A 24809-nucleotide genomic window follows, 5' to 3' on the forward strand; every position below is an offset into this window, starting at 1 on the left:
TAAAAATAGAACAGATAGATAAGTTTAGGTGAAACGTCATTTCACAAAACTTTAGCTCATTTCTTATGTCTATTGGCGAAAAATGGCAGAAGAAGTGGAAGGAGAGTAAGATCTTTGAAGCTAATGTAGATTCTAGAGAAAAGTTTTATACAACTGTAGCCTTCCCTTATCCCAATAGTCCCTTTCACTTAGGTCATGGAAGAACGTATGTTACTGCAGATATATATGCAAGGTATATGAGGATGAAAGGATACAATGTTTTATTTCCAATGGGTTTTCACTATACAGGAACTCCGATAATCACAATGGCTGACGATGTAGCAAAGGGAGAAAAGGAAGTAATAGATATATTTAAGAACATTTATGAAATCCCAGATCAAGTTATTCCAAAACTTTCTGATCCCTTATTTATGGCCAATTACTTCAAGGACGATATAAAAAAGGCGATGGATGAAATGGGGCTGAGCATTGATTGGCGTAGGGAATTTACCACAATTGATCCAGAATTTTCCTCATTTATCGTATGGCAATTTAACACTTTACAAAAACGCGGATTTGTAGTCAAGGATACTCATCCAGTAGGATGGTGCCCTGTTCATCATTTACCAGTAGGAATGCACGATACTAAAGGTGACATGGAACCTGATATTGGGGAATATACCCTCATTTTTTTTGAAAGCAAGTCTGGATATCTTCCAGCTGCTACTTTGAGGCCGGAAACTATATTTGGAGTAGTAGCAATATGGGTTAACCCAAAGGAAAAATATGTAATAGCTGAAGTTAAGGGAAGAAAAGTTATACTTTCTGAGAGATCAGCATTTAAACTGACTTTTCAGATCGATAATATAAAGGTTTTAGAGAAGATTTCCGGTTCAGAATTAACTAAGATAACTGCAATAAATCCAGTAACAGGTGATACAATTCCAATACTCGGGGCTGATTTCGTAGATGTAAATACAGCCACTGGAATAGTAATGAGTGTTCCAGCTCATGCTCCCTTTGATTATTTTTACTTGAAAAAAGTTTCCTCTTCCATTCGGCCAATAGCAGTAGTACAAGTTGATGGATATAATGAATTCCCGGCCGTAGAACTTGTGGAAAAGAGTAATCCTAAGAATGACACAGATCTGAAGAAGCTTACCGAACAACTTTACAGAATAGAATATAATAAAGGAAGAATGAGGAAAGATGCTATAGAAAGAAGCAAGGAGGAGTTTAGGTCTGAACTAGGATCAGTTATTGGGATCTCAGTTCCTGAAGCTAGAAAGAGTATTACCGATTTCTTGATAAGCCATGGTTTAGGGGACAAGATATATGAAATAATGAATAAACCGGTATACTGCAGATGCGGTAATGAGGTAGTAGTGAAAATCCTGAAAGATCAATGGTTTTTAGATTACGGGAACCCTGAGTGGAAGGCCCTAGTGAGAAAGTTAGTGTCTAAAATGAGATTAGTTCCAGACGAAGTTAGAAAGGACTTTGAGTACTCAATCGAGTGGTTACAAAAGAGAGCATGTGCAAGAACAAGAGGACTAGGAACACCATTGCCATGGGATAAGAAGTGGATTATCGAGAGCCTTTCCGACTCTACTATATATATGGCTTACTATACAATTGCACATAAAATCAAGGCTTATAAGTTACGCGCTTCACAAATGACCTTCGATTTCTGGGATTACGTGTTGTTAGGTAAAGGCGATATTAATGATATATCTAAACTAACCGGAATTTCGATAGACGTTCTACAACAACTTAGAAGCGAGTTTATGTATTGGTACCCTTTAGATATGAGGCATAGTGGGTCAGATCTAATACCAAATCATCTATCATTCTTTATTTTTAATCATGCAGCAATATTTCCAGAGGATTTATGGCCTAGAGGTATTGCAGTAAACGGTTTAGTACTCTATGAAGGTAAAAAGATGAGTAAATCTCTAAGAAATATAATCCCATTACGGAAAACTATAAGGATCTATGGCCCTGACGTTATAAGGATAACGCTTTCATCACTTTCTGACATGGGTTCTGAAGCAAACTTCACAGATGCTGCTGCAAAATCTGTCATGGATTCACTAAAGAGGTTCTATGAAATAGCATCTTCTATCTCGTCCTTTAATGGAAACGAATTGGGATTCGCTGAAAAATGGTTAATGTCTAGACTGAACTCATCTATAAAGCAGTCTATAAGCTTAATGGATAACATGAGATTTAGAGATGCAAATAACCTAATACTATTTGGTTTACTTAGTGATGTAAACGAGTATATGGAAATGGTGAAAGCTGAGGGAAGAGATCCAAATGGAAGTATTTTAAGAGATTTTGTCATAGCTTGGACAAGGTTATTAGCTCCTTTTGCTCCGCATATAGCTGAGGAAGTATGGAACGCTTTAGGTAATTCAGGTTTTGTATCAGTTTCAAGATGGCCAAATTACGATGAAAGTAATATAGACTTAAAGCTAGAGTTAGAACATGAATATCATAAAGAAATTATTGATGATATAAGATCGATATTAAACGTTTATAAGGGAAATCCTAAGATTGCCACTATATATGTGGCCAATACATCTGAGCATACTTTACTTATGGACGCGCTTAAAACTACGGCCGGAGGAGGTACTTTGAAAACTTTTATGTCTTCTCATAGACCAAAAAACAAGGAGGAGGCAAAGGAGTTACAGGACATATTTGAGTATGCTACGGAGATGAGCGATAGCAAGAAAAAACTACTTTTGCTAGGAGTAGATGAAGAAGTATTGCTTAAGGAAGGGTTGCCATTAATTAAATACAAGACAGGACTTGATATTGAAGTACAGAAATATTCAGATGAAATCATGAGAAAATACAAGAAGGAATCATTTCCTCTTAGGCCCAGTATTGTGCTTAGCTAATACTATTTTTCCTTGTTTTATCTCTATTTTTTCTAGTTGAGTTAAAAACTGTAATTTTTCTCTAATTTTCTCTTTACTTTCTTCTAATCTTCTTTCTGCTATCGCAATCACTTCCTTTATGTTAGCCTCTCCTCCTAGTTCATCGATAATTTTGAGAAGTTCTTCCTCATCTCTCTCAAGTTTTATCTCTATGAGTTTTCCGTTAACCATTCTTACTGAGTATTGTTTTCCATTAGAGAGAAAAATATTGTATATATTATTTCCTTTCTTTATTGCATTAGCCTTGAATTTTCCAACCTTCAATGGTTTACTTGATGTAGCGAATCTGAACTTTTCTGGAATATCTATCTCTTTTTCTGCTTCAAATACAACTAATACAGATGACGGAGTACAAGAAATTTTGAAAGGTATTTCCCATGGATAGAAGTCCCAGATTATTTTCCCAAAATTCGCTATACATATTTCCTGATTTTCCTTTTTGGCTATGCTTGCGGAGACCTCAAACAAAGTGATTAAATTTAGCGAATAATAATATGAGACAAAGAGGGTCTCATTGGAGGAAAGCTCGTTAATTAGATTGTCGCTCATCTGACTTCCTTCCCGCTCTAAAGGAGCGAGGGTTCCTCTCTCTATTCGGATTTATATATTTCATTGAGGAGGCGATCGAGAGGATCAGAGAACTCTTCCCATTATTTAGTTTTCTAATATCGAAAGTTGTTAAGTTATCAATCGCGGTTACATATCTATCATTCTTGAAACCGCACTTTTTGTATCTTAGATATCTGTACTCAGCTTCTTTCATTTTCCTACCGAACTTAGGACATTTATTTCCTATAAGCTTTTCACTTCCCGCCTTAAAAGGTAAGGCTTCCATCTGTTGCGAACAACCTCTACCTCTTAATTGGTCTATTTGTTTCGAATAATTTTTGTCTTTTTCCAAGGTAAAGGACAAGATCCGCAAGATCTGAAGGTTGTTCCAAACTAACGCAAAATAAGACATTAAGCGAACTAATAAATCACTAACAGGAGTATAATCAAAGTTTTCGCAGATAATCTTGAACTTCTCGATCTTATCTTTAACTTACGACAGATCTGTGAACGCGAAAAAGAGAGGTATCTGTCTTTTCGTTTTCCTTAGGCAAGTTAGCTAGCCTGTCTAGAAATTCCTCTGATTTATGAAAACGGTAAGCAATGCTTTGAACAACTTAAAGGTAGATTTGTTGGGGTTTGGCATTACGAACATTTTATTGCCATGTCCATAAAACCTTGGGGGGTTCACTACTTTCTGTTCCCATCATCACGATCCATTAGCGGGATAAGATCTAGATGTCTTAATTCAGTCCTGTTTAGTATTTTTCATCTATTTCGTAGAAATAAGTGAATGCCCTCTATAGCGTAATGTATAACTCGTACATTAACTTAAAATGGGTTTTTAATCTTAACGTCTGTTCATTAGCATGAGATTAGAGCACTACAGTAAATATTTAATTATTATCTGAATAATAGTTATATTTTCTATAAGGGAGTATCCGCTCATATTCTTTTAAGGAGTTCTGCGTTGTGGGAAATATGACTCTTTATTTCCTTGCTATTTTTCCTTAATTGTCCTTAGTGAAAAAGTATAAAATAAAAGAGTTCCAAGTCGAATATTGATTTCATTCAAGGATCCTTAGAATTGTTCAACAAAACAAGAAGATCGAAATCTTTTTAAATACCGCATTCTGTCATCTAATGAGGGTTTCTTATTGCACCAACCGAAAAGAATAAAGGAAAGGATTTAATCTATCCTTGGTTAAGGGATGCTAAAGAATACGATTTTAGTGATATAAAAGATGGGATAAGGCTACACTTAAACGAATCTCCTTATTCGCCACCTGACTTTATAATGGATGCAATAAAGGCATACTTAAGTAAGGGAAATAGGTATCAACATCCAGACCTCGTTAATAGATTTAGAGAAGTTGCAGCTGAATATAACAAGGTTGAACCTGAGAATATTCTTCCGACTCAAGGTGGAGACGGCGCTTTGAGGTTAGTATTCTATAATCTGAGTCAACCAGGGGATAAGATAGTTATAAACTATCCTTCATATAGTATGTATACAGTATATTCATCATTAAGAGGGTTAAAAACTGTTAAAATAAACTTAAGGGAAAAGGGAGAATGGTGGGAGGAAGATATAGAAAAAATTATCAATGAGGTTAGTGATGCGAGAATTGTTGCCATTGATGATCCAAATAATCCCACGGGTTCTCCAATGCTTAAGGGAAATGAAAATTTGATAAGGACAATTGCAGAGTCAACCCATGGTATTCTACTTTTAGATGAAGCCTACTTTGAGTTTGCTGGATATACTGCAACTAAACTTGTTAACAGCCTTGATAATCTTATTATACTTAGAACACTTAGTAAGGCATTCTCAATGGCCTCATATAGAGTTGGATACTTGATTGGTAATTCCGAAATTATAAGCACGTTGAGGAAGACAACAACTCCCTTCGATGTTTCATTACCTTCAATGATAGCGGGGACAGTAGCTCTAGAGAATCCTTCCTACGCAAGAGAGATAGCTGCACAAATCTCAGGACTCAGAGATCAAGTGTATCAAAAAATGAAGGATATGGGAATAAATGTTTTCAAATCCGTAACTAACTTCCTATTCTTTTACTATCCTTTAGATCTCTTAAAACCCTTTATGGACAGAGGTATAGCTATAAGAAATCCACTAGATAAATTTTATAGAGTTACAATAGGTACCCCTCAAGATTGTGAGATTTTTCTAAGATCATTAGGTGAGATAATTGAAAATAGCAATACCAAATAAAGGAAGACTTCAACAACCTACATTACAATTCTTATCTCAAACAGGAATAAAACCACTCGCAAGTGATGAAAGAGCCTTAATAATACCTACTAGTTGGGAAGGAGTTCAGTTAGTTTTAATGAGAACCGAGGATATTCCAAGTCTAGTAGAAGCAGGAGCTGCGGAAATAGGTTTTAGCGGTCACGATTACGTAGTTGAGTCACAAGCTGACGTTGAAGAAATAATTAAATTGGATTATGGTAAAGCTAAAATATCCTTTGCTACTCCTCAGAGCTGGAAAATTAGCAGTGTAAATGATATAAGAGGGTTAGACGGCATTAGAATAGCAACTAAATATTATAATATAGCTAAAGAATTTTTAGATAAAAATGAGATAAAAGCTAAGATAGTCAAAGTAAGTGGAGCAGCAGAAGTGATGCCTTCCTTGGGGGCATGTGATGCAATAATAGATGTTGTTAGTACTGGAACTACTCTAAAACTTCATGGTTTAAGGCCAATAGTTGACGTTATGGAAACTTATGGAGTAGTTATAGCTAGCAGATCTTGGATAAAAAGTGAAGAAGCCGAAAAAATAAACCTTATACTAACTATGATGAAGGGAGTAATTAGCGCAAAAGGAAAGAAGATGGTATTTATGAACGTGGACGACTCAAAGCTTGAGAATGTTATTTCATCTTTACCTGCAATGCTTTCTCCGGCAATATCCAAATTAGGTAAAAATAATGCGTGGGAAGTCATTACTGTTGCCGAGGAGAACCAGCTACCAGAAGTAATAGCTAAAGCGAAGACTGCTGGAGCTAAGGATATTGTGGTAGTAAACATAGAAAAGGTGGTCAAATGAAAGTTGTTCCAAGTATAGATATCAGTAAAGGAAAAGCAGTAAAGAGAATAAAAGGAATACCTGGTAGCGGTAAAATAATAGGAGATCCTTATATGACAGCAATTGAGTTGTTCTCTCAAGGATATGACTTTATTCATATAGTCGATCTAGACGCTTCTGATGGAAGCGGGGAAAATGAAAGTGAAATTGAAAAAATATGTAGTGTAGGCTTTAAAAAAGTTGAAGTAGGGGGAGGTGTTAGAAGTCTAAGTAAAGCCGAAAAACTCCTAACAAAAGGAGTTACTGATGTTGTGATCTCTACTCTTCCTTTTAAGAATCAGAAAGAGTTCGAGAATCTAATGAAAAATCACTCGAGTCGTATCATGTTATCGATAGATTATTGCAAAGACCAAGTATTAATAAGTGGGTGGAAGGAGACTGTAGGTAATGTCAGCGAAGTAATTAAGAGGCTTTCCTATTATGAACCTGAAGGCTTTATATTTACATATGTTTGTAATGAAGGTACCCAATTGGGAATTGATGATAATGCGTCTGAATATATTAAGTACGTTAATGGATTAAAGGGATATGCTGGGGGAATAGGAGGCCTAGAAGACCTCATTAAGATTAAGGTAATTGGATTTGATTTTTCTATTGTTGGCATGGCATTCTATTCTGGTAAATTAAGGGGTGTGAAATATGTCTAGACAGTCTACTGTTGTTAGGGAAACTAAGGAAACAAAAATTGAAATTAAATTAGAGTTGGATTCTCCAGGTGAAGTTACTATAAGAACGCCTGTACCTTTCTTTAATCACATGCTTAAGACTATGGGGTTTTACATGGGCATTTCTCTTATGATAGATGCAGAGGATAAGCTAAACTATGATGATCATCATATAGTAGAAGATGTAGGCATAACATTAGGTCAGGCTATTAAGGAGGCATTAGGAAGTAGAGAGGGAATAAAAAGATTTGCTAATGCCATTGTCCCTATGGATGAAGCTTTAGTCTTATCCGCTGTTGATGTTTCGGGAAGAGGTATTGCCTTTACTTCTCTTAAGTTAAAAAGAGAACAGATAGGAGGTTTGTCTATGGAAAACGTTTCTCATTTCTTCTGGTCTCTATCGGTTAATTCTGGAATTACGCTTCACGTTAAGAAGTTGAGAGGATTAAATGAACATCATATAGTTGAAGCTGCATTTAAGGCCGTAGGTCTCTCATTAGGGGAGGCAATAAAGGTCTCTGGAAAAGATATTAGATCAACTAAGGGATTACTATGACCAAAAGAATAATAGCTTGTCTTGACGTTAATGCTGGACGGGTAGTAAAGGGAGTAAACTTCCTTAATTTAAAAGACAAAGGAGATCCTGTAGAATTAGCGTCTAAGTATGAAGAAGAAGGAGCAGATGAGATAGTCTTCCTTGATATATCTGCAACTATTGAGGGAAGAAGAACAATGATTGATGTAGTAAGAAATACAGCTAGCGTTCTTTCAATACCTTTGACAGTGGGTGGAGGTATAAGAACGTTAGAAGACGTATCTAGAATGCTTTCATCAGGTGCAGATAAGGTTAGTATAAATACTGCTGCTGTAGAGAATAAAAAACTAATAGAGATCTCATCTAACGAATTCGGGGCTCAGGCCGTAGTAGTAGCAATAGATGCCAAGAGAGAAATGGACTCATGGTCAGTATATACTAAGTCAGGGACTTATAGGACAGGTTTAGATGCAATATTGTGGTCAAAAGAAGTTGAGAGACTTGGTTCTGGAGAGATTCTTCTTACTAGTATAGATAAAGATGGTACGAGGTCTGGTTTCGATATTGATCTAACATTCGCAGTTTCTTCGAGTGTTAATATACCCGTAATCGCAAGTGGAGGAGCAGGTAATATGGAACATTTTTATCAGGTTCTTTCAAGAGGAGGAGCAGATGCAGCCTTAGCTGCTGGTGTGTTTCATGATGGAGTAATCAGAATAAAAGACTTGAAAAATTACTTACTTATGAAAGGAGTTGATGTCAGACAATGATTAAGGAAGAGATTCCTAAGAACAGACTAGTAGAGTTTACCCAAGTTCTGGATGTAGTCGAGAGTATTGTAAATCAAGTTAGGCAAAACGGAGATAAGGCAATAATAGATCTGACGAAAAAGTTTGATAGCGTAGAATTAAAAGATCTGTCGTTTTCTAAGGATGAGATAGAGCAACAAGCTAGCCTCCTTTCTGACGATCTAAGAAGGGCGGTGGATGTGATTTATGAACAGCTTAAGGAGTTTCATTTAACACTTATGCCTCCTGAGGTAGGTGGAGGAAAGTCAGGAGTAGAATTCGGCATAGTTTGGAAACCAATAGAGACCGTCGGTATATACGTTCCGGGAGGTAAGCAGAAATATCCATCAACCTTACTTATGGCTGGCATACCAGCTAAAATTGCAGGAGTTAGAGAAATATACTTTTCTACTCCGCAATATGATAAATTAGATCCAATGATGGCATATATATGCCAGAAACTGGGTATAAAGCAAGCATACAGGATAGGGGGAGCCCAAGCAATAGCTGCAATGGCATATGGCACCGAATCTGTACATAAGGTTAGTAAGATTGTAGGCCCAGGAAATATTTATGTTCAAGCCGCTAAATATATTGTTAGCAGAGAAGTAGGAATAGACGGTATTGAGGGACCAACAGAACTGGTTATCATAGCTGATGATTCTGCAGATCCTAGAAGGGTGGCAACTGATCTCCTCGCTCAAGGAGAGCATGGTAAAAGTAGCTTACTAGTATTAATATCAACTTCGGGGAGATTAATATCAAAAGTAAAGGAATTGCTATCTACTGATGTAAACGACTTTTATATAGTTGAGGTAAAGAGCGTTGAGGAAGCCTTGAAAATATCTGATGAACTTTCTCCGGAACACTTGTCTCTTCAAGTTAGATCACCTAGAAGTACTATGAAACTTGTAAGGAATGCTGGAGCAATAACTCTGGGTAATACGCCTCCGGCTATGGTTGATTATGGTGCTGGGCCAGATCATATATTACCAACTAACGGATGGTCAAAGTTTAGGGGTGGAATTACTGTATTAGATTTTATAAAACCGATATCCTATACAAATCTAGACAATCCAACCAAGGAACTAATTGATGCCTCAATTAAGATAGCTAAATATGAAGGTTTTGAGATACATGGTAAAAGCATAGGGATAAGATATGAGTGATGTTTTGGATAGACTCTATGAAATTATTATTGATAGAGTAAACAAGAAACCCCAGGGAAGCTATACAGTTGAACTTCTAGATAAAGGTAAGGAATATATAGCAAGGAAAGTTGGAGAAGAGGCGGTAGAAACTATTGTAGCTTCATTATCAGAGGGGAGAGAAAGATTTATCTCGGAAAGTGCTGATTTAATTTATCATCTTTGGGTCCTAATGAGTGTAGAAGGAGTTAGACCGGAAGAACTGTATGAAGAGTTAAGGAGAAGGATGAAGTAATGCCTACTGCCCTTATAATAAATTATGGAGTAGGAAATTTATTTAGTATCTCTTCTTCACTAAGAAGAGTAGGCTTCGAGGTTAAGATAAAAGAATCACCAGAAGCTAATTCTGATCTGATAGTTTTCCCAGGTGTAGGTTCATTTTCAGCTGTATCGAATTTCCTACTATCATTCTCAGAGCAACTAAACGATATGAGAAAATCAGGTATTAAGTTCTTAGGAGTCTGTTTAGGACTACAGATATTCTTTGATAAGGGGACAGAAGGTGGCGATACTAAAGGTTTAAGCTGGTTTTCAGGTACAGTTGATAAAATAAGGGCTAACGTAAAGCTTCCCCATATTGGATGGGATAGGATATATGAAGAAAAAAAGACTGAACTAAGTGAGGGTTTAGACGGCAGATATGCGTACTTTGTACACAGTTATGTAGCATATACTACAGAGAGTTATATCATGAAGTCGTACTATGGTATCGAATTTCCAGCAATGGTTGAGAAAGATAACGTTGTAGGAACGCAGTTTCATCCAGAAAAGAGTAGTGAGACGGGAAAAATATTCCTAGAGAATTTGATGAGGTGGATAAAACGCTAAAAATGACGGAAGAGGAAGCTAAAAAGATTGTTAATAGTATGAACTTTCGTCATGAGATGAATACAGTCATTTCTGTTTTGCAAGATGTAGAAACAAAGGAGATCCTTATGGTAGGCAATATGAATAGAGAGGCGCTTTACCTAACTTTAACAACTGGTAAGACCCACTTTTGGTCTTTAACTAGGAAAACTATTTGGATGAAGGGAGAGACCAGTGGGCACTATCAAATAGTTGAGGACGTTCTAATAGATTGCGATGAGGATGCTGTAGTGGTTAAAGTCAGACCTGAAGGACCTACTTGTCACACTGGCAATAAAAGTTGTTTCTATAGGAGCTTCAAGGTCTTTCTAGCAAATCAATAACAATATCAAGAAAAAGTCATAATTGTCATTTTAACTTAAAGTAATTTTATCATTGTATATAATGTTTTTGGTTATTTAGTTTAAAATTCCGTGATATCCTCACCCAACTGAAGTGTGATGGAACACACTCTGAGTGAGGTTACGAGTAGCGGTGTCACTACCTCACCACATCAAGTTAGTCCTTCAAGGGTATAGCAGGTAGATCCTCTACGGATCAAAATTTAAACATTTTATCATATCGTAGTTCTTCACTGTATTAATGATAATGGAGTTTCCTTTTTACTCGAAAAATAGTTACGTACATTTCTGCTTATCAACATTAGATCATAAGAGTAAATCTTTAAGTATGTATTGAAAAGATCTTTACCTTAGTTAAGAGAATTATTATATTTATTATATGTAGAGAAATAATCAAAATTTTTGCATTAATTTATACCTCCTCTGGAGGGAATTCTTGACGGATAATCCTAAAAGTTAAATTCTTTGAGATCAAGTATAGTTCATGTCACAGATCAACAAAGAAGAATGGAGAAAGAAAATTATGGAAGGATTAAGTGAAGTTTATGATCCGGAGATTCCAGTTGATGTTGTTAACTTAGGTTTGATATATGAAATAAAAATAAGCGATGAGGGCGATGTTCATATTAGACTTGGACTTACAGCACCAGGTTGTCCCGTTGTAGATGACTTAATCTATACAGTAGAACAGGTTATTAAAGAGTCTGTACCAGCTAAAAATGTAGAAGTCGATATAGATCTAGATACTCAGTGGACTCCATTAAAAATGACTTCAGAAGGCAGAGAGAAGTTCAAGAAACTTTATGGTTATGACATAGTGGAGATGTGGGTTCAAACATATGGGTTGCCATCTACTGAACAGAACACATAAAATCCAGTAGACTTTTCTTTTATTATGTCTTGGAGTATCCTTGAGCTTATAAGATCAAATCCAGAAGCTCTTGAGGATAGTATTAAAAAAAGGAATTTAGATCCTACTCTTGTAAAGAGAGCTGTAGAGCTAGATCTCCAATGGAGGAAAACTTTACAGGAAGTAGAGAAAATTAGACATAAGCATAATCAAATAAATTCCGAAATTCCCAAAACAGCTAAAGAGGAGAGAGAAAAGAAGATTCAGGAAGCTAGAGCTCTTCTTAAGGAACTTGAAGCTAAGGAAAAGGAACTAAAAGAAATAGAAGAACAAAGGGATCAATTGATTAGTTCCCTTCCTAACATACTAGCTAAAGATGTTCCCGTAGGTCCAGATGATAGCTATAACGTTCCCATTAAGGTATGGGGAAAATTTAGAGTATATAAGGATGATATAGAAGATTTTAAAAAACAACTTAATGGGTTACAAGCTGAATATGAGACTATTGACTGGAGACCAGTAGGGCACGCAGATATGCTGGAGACGGTTTTAGGTTTAGGGAATACTGAAAAAGCTTCTCAGGTTGCAGGTTCTAGGTTTTTCTATATTTTTGATGATATAGTTTGGCTAGATTTTTCCCTTTTACTTTATGCCATTGATATAGTAACATCAAAGGGATACAAACTGGTAGTTCCACCTTACATGTTAAGGGGAGAAATAATTTACTCAGTAATTGATATGGATACATTCAAGGACGCGATATACAAGATTGAAAACGACGATCTTTATCTAATCTCAACGGCTGAACATCCGTTAGCTGCATTACACTATAAGGAAGATATAGAAAAAGACGAATTACCAATAAAACTTGCTGGATTTAGTCCAGCTTTTCGTAGAGAAGCTGGAGCTGCAAATAAGGATATGAAAGGCATATTTAGAGTTCATCAATTCCATAAGGTGGAGCAATTCATATATTCATTACCGGAAGATAGTTGGAAATACCACCAAGAATTACTGGGTAATGTAGAGGAAATATTCCAAGGTCTGGAAATACCATATAGAGTAGTAAATATAGCTTCAGGTGATTTAGGAGCATGCGCCGCTAAAAAATACGATCTAGAAGCCTGGATGCCAGCTCAAGCTAAGTTTAGGGAAATGATCAGCTGCAGTAACTGTACTGACTGGCAGGCTTATAGAATGAAAATTAGATTCATCGATAGAAAGAACAATAAGAAGGGTTATGTACATACGTTAAACAGTACTGCAATTGCTAGTACAAGAACGATAACTGCGATATTAGAGAATTTTCAGAAAGAAGACGGATCAGTGGAAATACCTAAAGTTTTAAGAAAATATCTAGAACCATTTAAAGCCGCTCCTAAAGATTACATTTTGCCAAGGAAGAAGGACACTCAGATGAATAGAAATTAAAACGTTCTGCTTTTTAATAATGGATGGAAGCCTCACCTTTTAAGGCAGAGAGTGAAAAGATTATACAAAATAACTATACTATTCTCTTTCACGGAGAGGGGCCTCATCTGTGATAACTTTGAGCGTTGCAATGAAGGTTGTTCCAGATAAGCCTCTCTTGTTCAAAACTATGTGTAAGGTCTAAAATATGTCCTTAAGTGGATTTTTGAAAATGAAAGAGATGTAGAAGGTAAAAATGGAAAAGAGCTGTTAGGAATAGAACACAGTCAGTATACAAAGTCTTAAAGGAAAAAATTCAAACTATCTAGTGACATTGGAGAAGTTTGCTTTAGAGAAGCCATCTTCATTTACAAGACCTGGATAACCCAAAGAAGGGTAGAAGACCAATAAAAATCATTATTAGAAAACTAAATAATGGGAAGAGTTCTCTGATTCTCTCGACCGCCTTCTCAATGAAATATATAAATCAGAATAGAGAGAGGAACCCTTGCCATTTAGAGTGGCAAGTCAATTCTTAGTCTGTGATTCTAACCACTTCTCAACTGCTTTCATTTTCTTCTTGGCAATAGCAAGGAACAATTTCAGTGTAAGTCTTACAGGATAATATAGGGGTCCTTTCATGTAAAACTTATTTATTATATCCTCTGCCCAATATACGTCATGCCAGAAGGCCCTCTTGTACAGTTCTATATGCGCATCACTTAATTTTACTCTAGTAAACCAGTCCTTATTCTTGAAGTAACCCATTGGAACGAAGAACATAGGAACTAATATACTCCTATATGATCTAAGATTGTCAACTAATTCTATTGTTCTATATACATCATCTTCTGTCTCTTCTGGTAAGCCAATAATCATTGTACCAGCGGGAATTATGTTATGTTCATGCATTATTTTAAATGCTTCCTCAACGGTTTCTGGATAATTCTCTGGTTTGTAGGGGGCTGACTTAGCTGGCATGATCTCCTTAGCTAATCTAGTTGATCCAGTCTCTATTCCGACCTCTACTCCAAGATAGTCTTGATTTCCATTTTGATAAACTATTTCTGTAAGTTTGGAGATTAATCCGTACTTTTCTTCACTATATCTGATGGCTGCTAAGCTAGCGTGGCTCCAAGCAATTGTTTTATAGTATTTCTTGACTAATGTATGAAGCTTAATTAAGGGTTCTGGCTTAGGCAAAATTCCAACAGCGCCATAAAAGAGAACATCGTCACTATGAATTACTCCGTTTCTTATGTTATGCCTAACGTTTACTTGTAACTCTTTCTCTATTTTCTCAAGCGGATAATATCTTGTAGGTCTTAATGTTACAGAGCAGAATCTACAAGATCTAGCACACCCTCTCATAACTTCAACAAGACCGTTGACACTTCCTCCTTTAATTTCTGAAATATCCTCTATACTAGGAACATCATCTCCACTTACGTAAACATATCTAGGTAACACATCTCCATCAAGTATCTTCTGAGCCAACTTTACTGTAATTTTTTCTCCTTCACCATCTACAAGCGTGTCGACACCCAATTTTTCAATCTCGTCTTCTCTCCAAAGCCATTGCCAAGTAGATGGCCCTCCAACAAGTATTTTCATTCCATTCTTTTTTCCTTCAGCGATCTCTGGCTTGTTTATAAGCTCTTGAAAGCTCTTGTAATTAATTGGTTCTTTTTTAGTTATTCCCCACCACGTTGATGAGGGAGGGCCAAATGCAAAGTAATCATGATGTGAAAAGAGTAGAGCCTTTGCATTTTTTGTATATCTTCCAATATAATCAGGGTCGATTATAGCAGCATTAAATCCTTCATCTATTAATTTTGCTTCCACTTTCCTCATTCCGTAGGGAGCTTCAACAGGTCTTCCCAGTTCATCTACTTTAATCTTGGGACATGCTAACCATTTCCAAGCTTTTTCTGGAATTCCTACAGCAGGTCCTGTACCTAAGAACCCTAGAAACTCTTTATGGTGATGATTGGTCATTAAGCATCTGTCTGTAGTTAAAACAAAGTCGAACTGTACCAAAATAAATCACCTAGATCTTTAGCTTAAAAGTCCTCAGAATTTTCTTTATGTCGTCTGGAGCATCCTTATACGTTAATTTTTTAGCTTGCGCAGTATCTGGGCTCCACTCTTTCTCTCCTGTCTTGTATGTTTTAACTTCGTAAATTGTAAATAGCTTGATACCTTTTTCGTTCTTAACTTCTTCTAACATTAATTGCCTCTTACCAAGTTGGACAAGATATTTGTTCCCTACTTCCGTTATTTTCATACTTAAATCAGTAGATAAATATAGATTAAAACCTTTACTCTGTTAAAGATCAATCTTCATCGTTTTCTTCGTTACCCTCGAATTCGTCCCTTAAGAGTTCTAGTCCTATCTCTTTATAGTACTCTTCTCTTTCCTGTTCCCATTCCTCTTCGTCTCTTTTTCTACCTTCTTTCTCGCTAACTATTGATGTAGTTAGAACTTTCTCATTCTTTGTAGACTCTTTAATTTGGTATTCTTTCTTCGCCTTATTATCCATTTCTTCCTCATATCCACACTTTCTACATTTAAGGATAGTCTTACCATCCTTCTTTGTAGGCATTAAAATTCCGCCACATTTAGGACAGAACTTCATGCTAAGCCACCATAAGAGTAGATTTCACTATTATCCCATATATAAAGTTTTCTTATATAGGATCCAATAAAAACGATGATCTATAATTTTTCTTCTAGTAGTATTAAAGGTTTAACTATCTAGATAAAAAGCGAATCTTCAACGCATGGTAATAAGTGTTAATAAGCTGAGAGAGTAATAGGAAATATCCTAAAACTATTACGTTAACAATATACCGAGTTAATTCATTAGATGGTAATATTTTGGCATTAAGGTTAAAATTTTTATTGGACAAACGAAGAGTATATGGAACCATTTTACTTTAGATCGTATAATAAAGTTGTAGGTATAGCTCATGATGTAAAGGAGTTGAAATCAGAGATTGAAAGACTAGGAAAAAAGGATAGTGCATGCGTAGAGTATCATCTTAAAGAAGGTCATATAGTAAATTGGCTGAACTATATTAATGAAAGAGGATTAGCTGAGATGCTTAAGGGAGTAAGTAGCTATAAAGAAGCTTCCTCAAGAATTGGAGAATATTTAGCTCTAAAGGCATCAACTCAAAACATTACCAAGCAGAAAAGAACAAGTAGAAGAAGGCAGTATTTCTAATGAATTTTAATCTATTTAAGGCTGAAAATCTTTAATGTAAATTATTTTTATATAACCATATTAAAGAGATAATATATGAGAGTTAAAAGTAAGTTTATAGATATTCTGTAATAATTACAAATCATTGTCTAAACTTGAGTAATATAGGAAAAAATTCCTAAAAAGTGGATATATCATCATCTATATCATTTGTCTCGTTAAGGTTAAGAGAGCGAACAACATACTCATAAGGATAGAAATAGATAGTTCATGATAAAAATATAATGAGCTTTCATTTACTATTGTGGATAGGAGATTAAGGAAAGACGTTATATTATTAAAAAATTGTAGTATAAGCAAGTAAAAGGGGCATATGTTAAAGCATCATATAGTATGTTGAGATTTAAAGGTAATTCTAGCGTCCTTAATGATGTCTGGATGTGGAAGAGACGAAGAAGCAAAGTTGATAAAGATAGTTTCTCCTTAGAGTAATTTCTGACGTATAATCATCAGAGAACTTAAATACACTAAACAATCTAAAGCCATCTAGGGACGTGCTGGAATTCCTGTGGCTATCAACTAAAAAGATTAAAGTGTCACCCACTCTGTCTCTAAAGCTTTAAAGATTAAAATGCGATCTCCAAGCTGTACTTATGCGAGTATTAATAGTAAGATATGATGAGATTGCCATAAAAAGTAATATAGTTAGGACAAAACTTGAAAAACTTTTAATGCAAAATATTATTGTTGGGGCAAAGAAATTTAACTGTAATCTAGAGAAAATACAAAGATCTCAAGGTCGTATTTTACTTTATGGTGATATCGATTGCCTAAAGCTATCAACTTCAAGAATATTTGGCATTAGATCGATTAGTCCTTCATATGAGATGACGTTCTCATCAATAGATGATATAGTTTCTGAAGCCGAAAAAATGTGGAAGGATAAAGTAACTGGCAGGACATTTGCTGTAAGGACAAGACGAGTTGGAAAACATAATTTCACATCTCTTCAAGTCTCGGAAAAGGTTGGAGAAAAACTCGCTAACTATGGTAAAGTTTTCTTAGAAAATCCTGACATTTCACTTCATATCGAGATAAGGGATAACTCCGCTTTTTTCTTTGACGAGATTTTAGAAGGACCAGGAGGATTACCTCTTATGGCGGAGGGAAAGGCTTTGGCGTTAATATCTGGAGGAATTGACTCACCTGTTGCTGCATGGATGATTATGAAAAGAGGTGTTGCGGTAGATTTCATGTATTGCAATATAACTGGTCCAATAGGTGAGAAAGAAGTTCAAGAAGTTGTGAATAGAATTGGACAGTGGTCAATAGGCTATACTTCTCATTTTTACAGTATAAATTGTCTAAAAATTGCCGAGGTAATCTCTTCCAACATAAGTAAGAGGCTTCAATCAATAGCGTTCAAGAGAGCACTTTATAGGATAGGCCAAGAATTAGCTAAGAAAGTAAACGCGGGGGCTATTGTTACAGGGGAATCCCTTGCCCAAGTTTCTTCTCAAACTCTATCATCTTTAAGAAGCTTAAGTTTTGGTATGGACACGTTAATTCTAAGACCTTTAATAGGTTTCGATAAGCTCGAAATCATAAAATTGGCTGAAAAAATCGGAACATTTGAGGCTTCAATAAAGGTTCCGGAGTACTGCTCGATGTTTTCTCATCATCCAAAGACTAAAGTAAAGTTAGAAGATATAAAAGAGATTGATAAACAGCTAGATGATGTCATTAATAACGTTATTTTACAAATAAATTCTAAAATGGATTAATTTACCTATTTTCTTAAAAAGATCTTTAGACGGCAAATAAGAAAAGTAGAGAAGACGTTCTCGCTACACTTCACTATTGTGAGGACGTCACATGGTGTCTTGTGTAATTTTTTTTAAGAGTAAAAGAACTTTACTATCAGGATGAAAGTAGCGATTTTTCAGAAAGGAGGAGATACAATAGTTAAAGGTGTTGTTCCAGCAAGATGCGCAATAGGAGGCTATAAAGTAGAGGTAATAATACGGAATAACAAATTGATCTCTTCTAAGTGTACGTGTGGTAATACTCCTTGCCCTCATGCGATAAAACTTTACATGTATTATATTGCTCACATAGAGAAAGGTAAAATGAACAGTTAGCCAAAGCTATAATGTCTTAATGAGTTATCCGTGGTTAGGTCGTAACATTTATGCTCTCACCAGGGGTTTCAACTTCATCTTCCCGCTTGAACTTATTACCATACTAAAGGTCATCTTAGTTCATTACCGTAAGGCTAAAATCAATGAAAATCTCTATAAACTAGATTAAGTTTTGGTCAAAGAAGGGTATCTGTTAACGTTAGTCCTATCAATAGCTGAAAACACTTCATATTCCTCTCTATGGGTCGATATTTTCTGGCCGCACGTGTTCTTCTCTATATTTATTAAATTGAAAACTATTATTAACTTAAAAATTAAAGTGAAAAAAGTGATATTTAATCCAGATTTTATAATTTTCCATATATTGTCCATTAAAATTAATAAAATTATCTTTTTACATATATTCCCATACTCCTCTACCCTTATAGTTATAGACTATTGTTTTATACGCAGTAACTGATTCTATAGTATATCCTATACCCTCTCTACCAACTCCTGAGTCTTTTCTACCTCCAAACGGGAAATATCCTATTCCATGTTTTGGATAGTCGTTTATGTAAATAGCTCCAACTTCTAACATTCTAGTGAGTTTCCTTATTTTATTTATATCTTCTCCAAATATTGCTGCGTCAAGTCCATATCTACGAGAGTTAGATAGCTCTATCATTTCATCTATTCCTTTTACCTTTGTAAAAATAGCGATAGATGCAAAAACTTCTTTATTGTAAAGGTAAAGATCTTTTAATTTATCTTTCTCTATTTCTATAAGAGTCGGTTCTATGTAGTTTTTATTTCTATTACCTCCATACAAAACCTTCCCTCCCTTATTTATTGCATCTTTTACAGAGTATTCTACTTCTTCAGCTGTTCTCTCATCTATTAACGGTCCCATAGTGACTGATCCATCCCTTGGGTCTCCTACCTTAACTTTCTTTAGCTCACTTATAAGAAAGTCTTTTAGTTTATCATAAACTTCTTCCTCAGCAAAAATAAATTTTATCGAATCGCATCTCTGACCAGAATAGCTGGTTATTCCAACGGTTATTTTAGGCGCCGTCTGTTCTGGATCTGCATCTGAAAGAACTAAAGCCGGATCTCCCCCACCCAATTCCATAACATATTGCTTAATTCCTCCACTCCTAATTACTTCCTTACCTGACTCTGTACTTCCAGTAAAGGATATAACTGAAATCCTAGGATCTGATACTAGCTTATCCATTTGATTTCCAGGTAAGGTAATTATTGAGATTGACCTCTTTGGAAAACCGGCCATTTCTAATAATTTTGCGAAAAGTATAGCTATTATTGGTGTAGAAGACGCAGGTTTTATTATAATTGCGTTACCTGCTATAGTGGAATATACTAGCTTGTTAGCTACATCAAAAAGAGGATAATTAAACGGCGTAATAGCCAATACTATTCCTAACGGCTCTCTTTTCACTATCGCCTCAGCTTCTATGCTTTCGTTACTCCAATCTCCTGGAACGTAATCTCCATAAATTTTCCTTACATCTAATTCCGCTAGCTTCAGTCTTTCAGCAGCAGCCCTTACCTCACCCTCAGCAGCAGCCCTTGTCTTTCCATTATTTAAAACAAGGATATCGATGAAATAATCTTTATAACGTTCTAATAGTTCAGCAGTTCTCTGAAATATTGCTATTCTTTTCTCTCCAGGCGTATCCCTGATATCCCATTTACCACGCTTATACATAATATCTAGAGCGTTATCTATAACTTGCGAATTGAGTTTTACAACTTTAGAGAACGTTGTTAGGTCTATTGGACTTTTGATATCCTGAAATTCTTGGGATGATACCCATTCTCCGGCTAAAAATGTCTTAAAATAAGGTATACCGTCCTGAACGAAGTATATATCCTTAAACTCTTGAGGTAATTCTTTCATAGTATAAAGATCGTCTGAATAGTTAAAAGTATTATTGAAATGTAAGGATCAAATATCTTATTTTAAGATTAGTTAAGTATAAACTTTACCTTTTGTTATTCCATGAGTTACATAATCATTGAATTTTTCCTCAAAATAATAATAAATCATAATTCATAAATTAACTAAAATAAATTTTAAAAGTCCAATCAGTATATGACTCAAACTTCGTCGCTATGTTATCTAAATCAGGTTAAAATAATTCCTCCTTGCTCTTAGTTGTTAGTAAGTCTATTTCCTTCATTTATGGGCATTCTTGGAAAATTATAGTTAATGTTGCTATCGTTCTATCGATTTTATGAATCGCTCAATTTCCTCCAAGAACGGTATATTTTCGTTATCTCCTCTTATCATTACGTTTAAAGCAGAAGCTGCAACTCCATATTTTAACGCTTTATCTAAGCTATAGCCATTTAGATAAAGACCCAAGAATGTACCACCAAGGGAGTCTCCCGCACCAGTCACGTCTTCTACTGGAACGTTATATCCTTTAATGTAATAGCTCTCTTCCTCCTTAAATACGGCTGCTCCTTCTTTACCCATCTTTAAAACTAAAATTTTACAATAATCCATAAAAGCTTTTTTAATTTTTTCAGGCTCACTTTCATTTACTAGGATTTTCGCGTCATCTTTATCAGTTATAAGTACTTCAACTCCTTCTTTTAAGAGACGCATTATAGTTTCTCTAGCTTTTTCCGGACTCCATAACTTTAGTCTAATGTTAGTGTCGAAGCTTTTCCTCTTAGCTGTTGCAAAGGCTTTTGTCACTGCATCTCTTGCAGTGTCGCTAATAGCTAGAGTTATTCCAGTAGAGTGAACTAGATCCGCTTGTTTAACGAAATCTTCCTCTATATCTTCTGGTGATAACTTACTTCCTGCGCTGAATTTCCTGTAGTAAAAAGACTCACTTTCATATGGTATTGGAAAGTGTCTCTGAATAAAAAATACAGCAGTATATGAAGACGAGTCTACCTTTATTTTAGATGTTTCTACACCTGTTCCTCTTAACCATTCAATAATATTTTTACCAAACTCATCATTACCGACTCTAGCTATAAGAGAACATCTATGACCTAATCTTGATAGCGCAATGCAGTAATTTACCTCACTTCCTGCAACGTGTTTTTCGAAGTAGTTCACGTAGCGCAAAGGACCTGGAGTGAGGGCATTTAGTTCAACCATCGGTTCTCCTAAAGCGATTACTTTCATGAAAGAAAATACTATATAGAGAGATTAAAGTTTTTGTCTATAAGATAATAATACGAAAGACGTTATTTAGGCGGTCATATAAAAAGAAGTTGATATAAAGTTTTAACCTTTCCTGTCTAATATATATTTGATAAAGATGAACTTTACGGAAATAAACTATAACGATTTTCGACAAAGGGTTGATGAGGCTATATTTAGGATTAGTATAATTGCGCTATCTCGAAAAAAGGCTCGTAAAGATCTATTGAAAATAAGGCAAGAGCTTTATCGTTTAAAGGCCTTTATATTAGAAGGCAAGCCTATACTCGAAGTAAAGGGGGAAGTAGGTACAATATTGGTTCTACTTAATATTTTAGGTCTTAACTCTTCTAAGAAAATTAGGAAGGAGTTAGAATATATACAATCTATTCTTATGTTATGGAACGTCTTAACTTGAAGTAAGGTAAAAGTAAAAGCTTAAAGGATAACAGTTACATATACTATTGTGTGTATTATCAAGATTTTATCCTCCCAATTATAGGATTTTACATTGGAGGAGAATTGTTACTAAAAGGAGGAAAGCGAGTAAGCAATCAGGCTGTCTTTCTCGGCATCTTGTCCTCCGTTCCAGAAATTGTTACCTTATTAGGATTAATTGAGGAAAGAAGTTATTACCTTGCTATAGGATCCATAATAGTAAGTGTAATTTTAGTTTCAACGTTAGGTATTGGAGCAATTGGCATAATAGCCTTTCTAAAATGGAGAGAAAAAGTTACTGTTAAGCTTAATGAAAGACCTCTTATTGGCATAATATCTGCCTTACTTATAGCAATCCTAATAATACAGAGAATGAATTATCTCATAGGCATTCCTCTAATATTTCTTCTTATTTTCTATCTTGTAAGAAAGTTAGAAGGCATCAAAGCTAACAATAAAGGAATATATTTAATGATTGTCGGTATGGGGATTTTGTGGGTTTCTTCCCAATTTTTAGTCTCTTCTATAACATCTTCTCAGTTACCTAACTGGGCATATAGCGAATTTCTGATTCCTATTTTATTAAATGCTCAAGATCTTTTTGTCGGATTTAGAGAAAGTGCTAATGATCCCAGGTTAACTTCGCAAGTTACTGAGGGTTTTATAATTGAGATAGTCATGTTATCTTTGTTTGCTTTTGGAGTTCTAGGGGTATTAGGCGGATTTGGTGGTTTACCATTAAACGGGCTAGGATACCTAATATTCTCTCTTGTAGTAGTTGATACTGCTCTAATCATTTTATCTAGCAAGAACGACTTCTCCTTTAAGGATAGTTTGATTCTCTTTACTCTATACTTTTTGATACCACTTTCACTTCTACAAAAACCTCTTTGAGAAATTATCATATAAAGATAAAGAGCTTAGGTCGACCGATGCCTTGACTTTACTCAATGCATTTTCTAAATCGCTTAGATTTACTCTAGTTCTAAGGAACCCTGTAGAATGCGCCTCTTTAAGTAAAGATCTCTTAAGTTCATCTATTATGAGCTTTAAATCGGCTGGAGTATATCTCTCAGTTCTCTCAGCTAACCATTGTATCTCTTCATCGCTAATATCTATTCCTCTAGAGAGGACTTTGATAACCTTAATTCTTCCATTCATATCTGGTGGAGGAACATAGATTAATCTCTCTAATCTTCCAGGTCTTATAATAGCAGGATCTAAGTCCCATGGTCTATTAGTAGCTCCTACAACCACTATGTCCTCATTTTCTCTTATTCCATCTAGTTGAGTTAACAGTTCAGTCAACGCATTTCTCCACTCATTAAGAGATCTGTTTTTAGCTATCATATCAATCTCATCAACAAATATTATTGATGGAGAGTAGTCCCTTGCTATATTGAATTTTTCTGCGATCAACTGGGGGGATTCCATAGGTCCAGCTGAGGATATCTCCTCCCCGGATAGAAGGATAAATGTTGCACTAAGTTCATTTGCCATAGCCTTAGCTAAACTAGTCTTTCCTGTTCCAGGCGGACCATAAAGAAGGATACCTTTTACTGGTTTTATTTGTAGCTTTTGAGCGAACTCTTTGTTTTTTATTGGAATTTCTATTTCATCTCTTAGGATTGCTTTAACATCTTCTAAATCACCTAGTTCATCCCAAGTAACTTGCGGAATTCCATAGAGTCTTAAGTCAATCCTTCTTCTAGAATACTTTCTCGCTAAATCCTCGAATTTTACTATTGTGGATATTTGTATAGATGGTTTATATTCTTCTAGAGCTTTAAGAAAGTCTTGAGTACTAGGAGTTCTTCCTTCTTTTTCAGCTTTATTTTTTACCTCTTCTGCAATTAGTTTAATATCGGCTGGAGAGAATCTTTGGCTTCTTTTAGCTAAGGCTAATGTATCTACGTTCCCTGCATATCCTTCCCAAATTTCTTCTCTTCCTTTTAGATCAGGCAGAGGTACATATATTATCTCATCAAATCTTCCTGGTCTTAGAAAAGCTTCGTCTATCTCTTGAGGTATATTTGTCGCTCCAATTATAAGGATTTTATCGTTCTTATCGTGAAACTCTTGAAGCTTTGTAAGAAGTATATTGGTTAATCTATGAGTTACTTCATGCGTATCGCCTCTTTGCATAGCAAAACTATCTATCTCATCGATGAAAAGGACCACAGGCTGTTCCTTTTCTGCAGAATCGAGAAAGGAGGATAAAAGAAATTCGCTTTCTCCATACCATTTACTCATAATATTAGACGCTTTTAGTTCTACGAACTTCCAATTTAATGCGTTGGCTATAGCCTTCGCCATAGTAGTTTTACCAGTACCTGGTGGGCCAAACAGTATAACCCCATAAGTCCTTCCTTTATTTACTTCTTCGCTTATCTCTCTTAATCTATTCTTTACTTCTCTGTTATCAAATATTTGATCCCATGAAACGGTAGGCACATAGGTAATTGTTTTTACTTTCTTTTCAAGACCTATTCTGTTTGCTTTCATCATCATGAGAAAGAATATAATTGGAATAATGAAGAATAATACCTCTATAACATCTATTGCGAGTTGTATTATAGATGAGGAGGACATTATG

General features: G+C 35.4%; 25 protein-coding genes. 17 read left to right on the plus strand and 8 right to left on the minus strand.

Annotated elements, in window-relative coordinates; all coding sequences use genetic code 11:
• The first annotated feature begins 65 nt into the window (after positions 1–65).
• On the plus strand, positions 66–2888 hold the full coding sequence (gene leuS / locus CM19_RS01865; RefSeq protein ID WP_048098750.1) for a leucine--tRNA ligase: 2823 nt from the start codon (positions 66–68) through the stop codon (positions 2886–2888).
• Here leuS and CM19_RS01870 read toward each other — a convergent pair.
• On the minus strand, positions 2853–3476 hold the full coding sequence (locus CM19_RS01870) for a hypothetical protein (protein ID WP_048098751.1): 624 nt from the start codon (positions 3474–3476) through the stop codon (positions 2853–2855). The genes leuS and CM19_RS01870 overlap by 36 nt on opposite strands.
• Complete coding sequence (locus tag CM19_RS01875; protein ID WP_200869380.1) at positions 3457–3828, minus strand: hypothetical protein; 372 nt, start codon at positions 3826–3828, stop codon at positions 3457–3459. Before CM19_RS01875 ends, CM19_RS01870 begins: the two co-directional genes overlap by 20 nt.
• 804 nt (positions 3829–4632) lie before the next feature.
• Here CM19_RS01875 and CM19_RS01880 point away from each other — a divergent pair.
• The 11 genes from CM19_RS01880 to serS all read left to right on the plus strand — a co-directional run bounded on the left by CM19_RS01880 (position 4633) and on the right by serS (position 13277).
• The gene (locus CM19_RS01880) at positions 4633–5712 is read left to right on the plus strand and encodes an aminotransferase class I/II-fold pyridoxal phosphate-dependent enzyme (RefSeq protein ID WP_048098753.1); all 1080 of its coding nucleotides are present in this window, start codon (positions 4633–4635) and stop codon (positions 5710–5712) included.
• Positions 5690–6553, plus strand: coding sequence for an ATP phosphoribosyltransferase (gene hisG, locus CM19_RS01885; RefSeq protein ID WP_048098754.1), 864 nt, complete (start codon positions 5690–5692; stop codon positions 6551–6553). The genes CM19_RS01880 and hisG overlap by 23 nt, the downstream gene beginning before the upstream one ends.
• Positions 6550–7239 (plus strand): 1-(5-phosphoribosyl)-5-((5-phosphoribosylamino)methylideneamino)imidazole-4-carboxamide isomerase, encoded by a 690-nt coding sequence (gene hisA / locus CM19_RS01890; protein ID WP_048098755.1) that lies wholly within the window; start codon positions 6550–6552, stop codon positions 7237–7239. The genes hisG and hisA overlap by 4 nt, the downstream gene beginning before the upstream one ends.
• Positions 7232–7813, plus strand: a complete 582-nt coding sequence (hisBd, locus tag CM19_RS01895; RefSeq protein WP_048098756.1) for an imidazoleglycerol-phosphate dehydratase — start codon at positions 7232–7234, stop codon at positions 7811–7813. The genes hisA and hisBd overlap by 8 nt, the downstream gene beginning before the upstream one ends.
• Positions 7810–8562 carry an imidazole glycerol phosphate synthase subunit HisF gene (gene hisF, locus CM19_RS01900; protein WP_048098757.1) on the plus strand — a complete coding sequence of 251 codons (753 nt, stop codon included), beginning with the start codon at positions 7810–7812 and terminating at the stop codon, positions 8560–8562. The genes hisBd and hisF overlap by 4 nt, the downstream gene beginning before the upstream one ends.
• Positions 8559–9749 (plus strand): histidinol dehydrogenase, encoded by a 1191-nt coding sequence (gene hisD, locus CM19_RS01905; RefSeq protein WP_048098758.1) that lies wholly within the window; start codon positions 8559–8561, stop codon positions 9747–9749. The genes hisF and hisD overlap by 4 nt, the downstream gene beginning before the upstream one ends.
• Positions 9742–10023 (plus strand): phosphoribosyl-ATP diphosphatase, encoded by a 282-nt coding sequence (gene hisE / locus CM19_RS01910; protein WP_048098759.1) that lies wholly within the window; start codon positions 9742–9744, stop codon positions 10021–10023. The genes hisD and hisE overlap by 8 nt, the downstream gene beginning before the upstream one ends.
• The gene (hisH, locus tag CM19_RS01915; RefSeq protein ID WP_048098760.1) at positions 10023–10616 is read left to right on the plus strand and encodes an imidazole glycerol phosphate synthase subunit HisH; all 594 of its coding nucleotides are present in this window, start codon (positions 10023–10025) and stop codon (positions 10614–10616) included. The genes hisE and hisH overlap by 1 nt, the downstream gene beginning before the upstream one ends.
• Positions 10617–10618: 2 nt before the next feature.
• Complete coding sequence (hisI, locus tag CM19_RS01920) at positions 10619–10978, plus strand: phosphoribosyl-AMP cyclohydrolase (RefSeq protein ID WP_048098873.1); 360 nt, start codon at positions 10619–10621, stop codon at positions 10976–10978.
• 502 nt (positions 10979–11480) lie between these two features.
• On the plus strand, positions 11481–11867 hold the full coding sequence (locus CM19_RS01925) for a metal-sulfur cluster assembly factor (RefSeq protein ID WP_048098761.1): 387 nt from the start codon (positions 11481–11483) through the stop codon (positions 11865–11867).
• A gap of 24 nt (positions 11868–11891) precedes the next feature.
• Complete coding sequence (gene serS, locus CM19_RS01930) at positions 11892–13277, plus strand: serine--tRNA ligase (protein WP_048098762.1); 1386 nt, start codon at positions 11892–11894, stop codon at positions 13275–13277.
• A 507-nt stretch (positions 13278–13784) separates the two neighbouring features.
• Here serS and CM19_RS01935 read toward each other — a convergent pair.
• Genes CM19_RS01935 through CM19_RS01945 form a run of 3 tightly spaced genes read right to left on the minus strand, consistent with a single transcriptional unit; the run spans position 13785 to position 15895 of the window.
• On the minus strand, positions 13785–15254 hold the full coding sequence (locus tag CM19_RS01935) for a B12-binding domain-containing radical SAM protein (RefSeq protein ID WP_048098763.1): 1470 nt from the start codon (positions 15252–15254) through the stop codon (positions 13785–13787).
• A gap of 52 nt (positions 15255–15306) precedes the next feature.
• The gene (locus tag CM19_RS01940; protein ID WP_048098764.1) at positions 15307–15543 is read right to left on the minus strand and encodes a hypothetical protein; all 237 of its coding nucleotides are present in this window, start codon (positions 15541–15543) and stop codon (positions 15307–15309) included.
• Between the two features lie 49 nt (positions 15544–15592).
• Positions 15593–15895, minus strand: coding sequence for an RPA12/RPB9/RPC11 RNA polymerase family protein (locus CM19_RS01945; RefSeq protein ID WP_048098765.1), 303 nt, complete (start codon positions 15893–15895; stop codon positions 15593–15595).
• A gap of 285 nt (positions 15896–16180) precedes the next feature.
• Here CM19_RS01945 and CM19_RS01950 point away from each other — a divergent pair, with 285 nt between their 5' ends.
• From CM19_RS01950 to CM19_RS01960, 3 genes are all read left to right on the plus strand, one after another.
• The gene (locus CM19_RS01950) at positions 16181–16486 is read left to right on the plus strand and encodes a hypothetical protein (protein ID WP_048098766.1); all 306 of its coding nucleotides are present in this window, start codon (positions 16181–16183) and stop codon (positions 16484–16486) included.
• A 632-nt stretch (positions 16487–17118) separates the two neighbouring features.
• A complete protein-coding gene (thiI, locus tag CM19_RS01955) occupies positions 17119–18249 on the plus strand; it encodes a tRNA uracil 4-sulfurtransferase ThiI (RefSeq protein ID WP_052349413.1) in 1131 nt (376 codons plus the stop codon).
• A 141-nt stretch (positions 18250–18390) separates the two neighbouring features.
• Positions 18391–18606, plus strand: coding sequence for a hypothetical protein (locus CM19_RS01960; protein ID WP_048098767.1), 216 nt, complete (start codon positions 18391–18393; stop codon positions 18604–18606).
• A 394-nt stretch (positions 18607–19000) separates the two neighbouring features.
• Here CM19_RS01960 and gapN read toward each other — a convergent pair whose 3' ends face one another.
• Both gapN and kdgK read right to left on the minus strand, forming a co-directional pair.
• On the minus strand, positions 19001–20509 hold the full coding sequence (gapN, locus tag CM19_RS01965; protein ID WP_048098768.1) for an NADP-dependent glyceraldehyde-3-phosphate dehydrogenase: 1509 nt from the start codon (positions 20507–20509) through the stop codon (positions 19001–19003).
• 318 nt (positions 20510–20827) lie between these two features.
• Positions 20828–21757 (minus strand): bifunctional 2-dehydro-3-deoxygluconokinase/2-dehydro-3-deoxygalactonokinase, encoded by a 930-nt coding sequence (kdgK, locus tag CM19_RS01970; protein ID WP_048098769.1) that lies wholly within the window; start codon positions 21755–21757, stop codon positions 20828–20830.
• A 136-nt stretch (positions 21758–21893) separates the two neighbouring features.
• Between kdgK and CM19_RS01975 the strand changes: the two genes are divergently transcribed.
• Positions 21894–22193 carry a hypothetical protein gene (locus CM19_RS01975; RefSeq protein WP_150111354.1) on the plus strand — a complete coding sequence of 100 codons (300 nt, stop codon included), beginning with the start codon at positions 21894–21896 and terminating at the stop codon, positions 22191–22193.
• 50 nt (positions 22194–22243) lie between these two features.
• Positions 22244–23107 carry a hypothetical protein gene (locus CM19_RS01980; protein ID WP_048098771.1) on the plus strand — a complete coding sequence of 288 codons (864 nt, stop codon included), beginning with the start codon at positions 22244–22246 and terminating at the stop codon, positions 23105–23107.
• Here the strand turns inward: CM19_RS01980 and CM19_RS01985 are convergent.
• The gene (locus CM19_RS01985) at positions 23090–24805 is read right to left on the minus strand and encodes an AAA family ATPase (protein ID WP_048098772.1); all 1716 of its coding nucleotides are present in this window, start codon (positions 24803–24805) and stop codon (positions 23090–23092) included. The two genes, CM19_RS01980 and CM19_RS01985, sit on opposite strands and share 18 nt — an antisense overlap.
• Between the last annotated feature and the right edge of the window lie 4 nt (positions 24806–24809).

Source organism: Candidatus Acidianus copahuensis, from assembly GCF_000632495.1.
Taxonomy (GTDB): Archaea; Thermoproteota; Thermoprotei_A; order Sulfolobales; family Sulfolobaceae; genus Acidianus; species Acidianus copahuensis.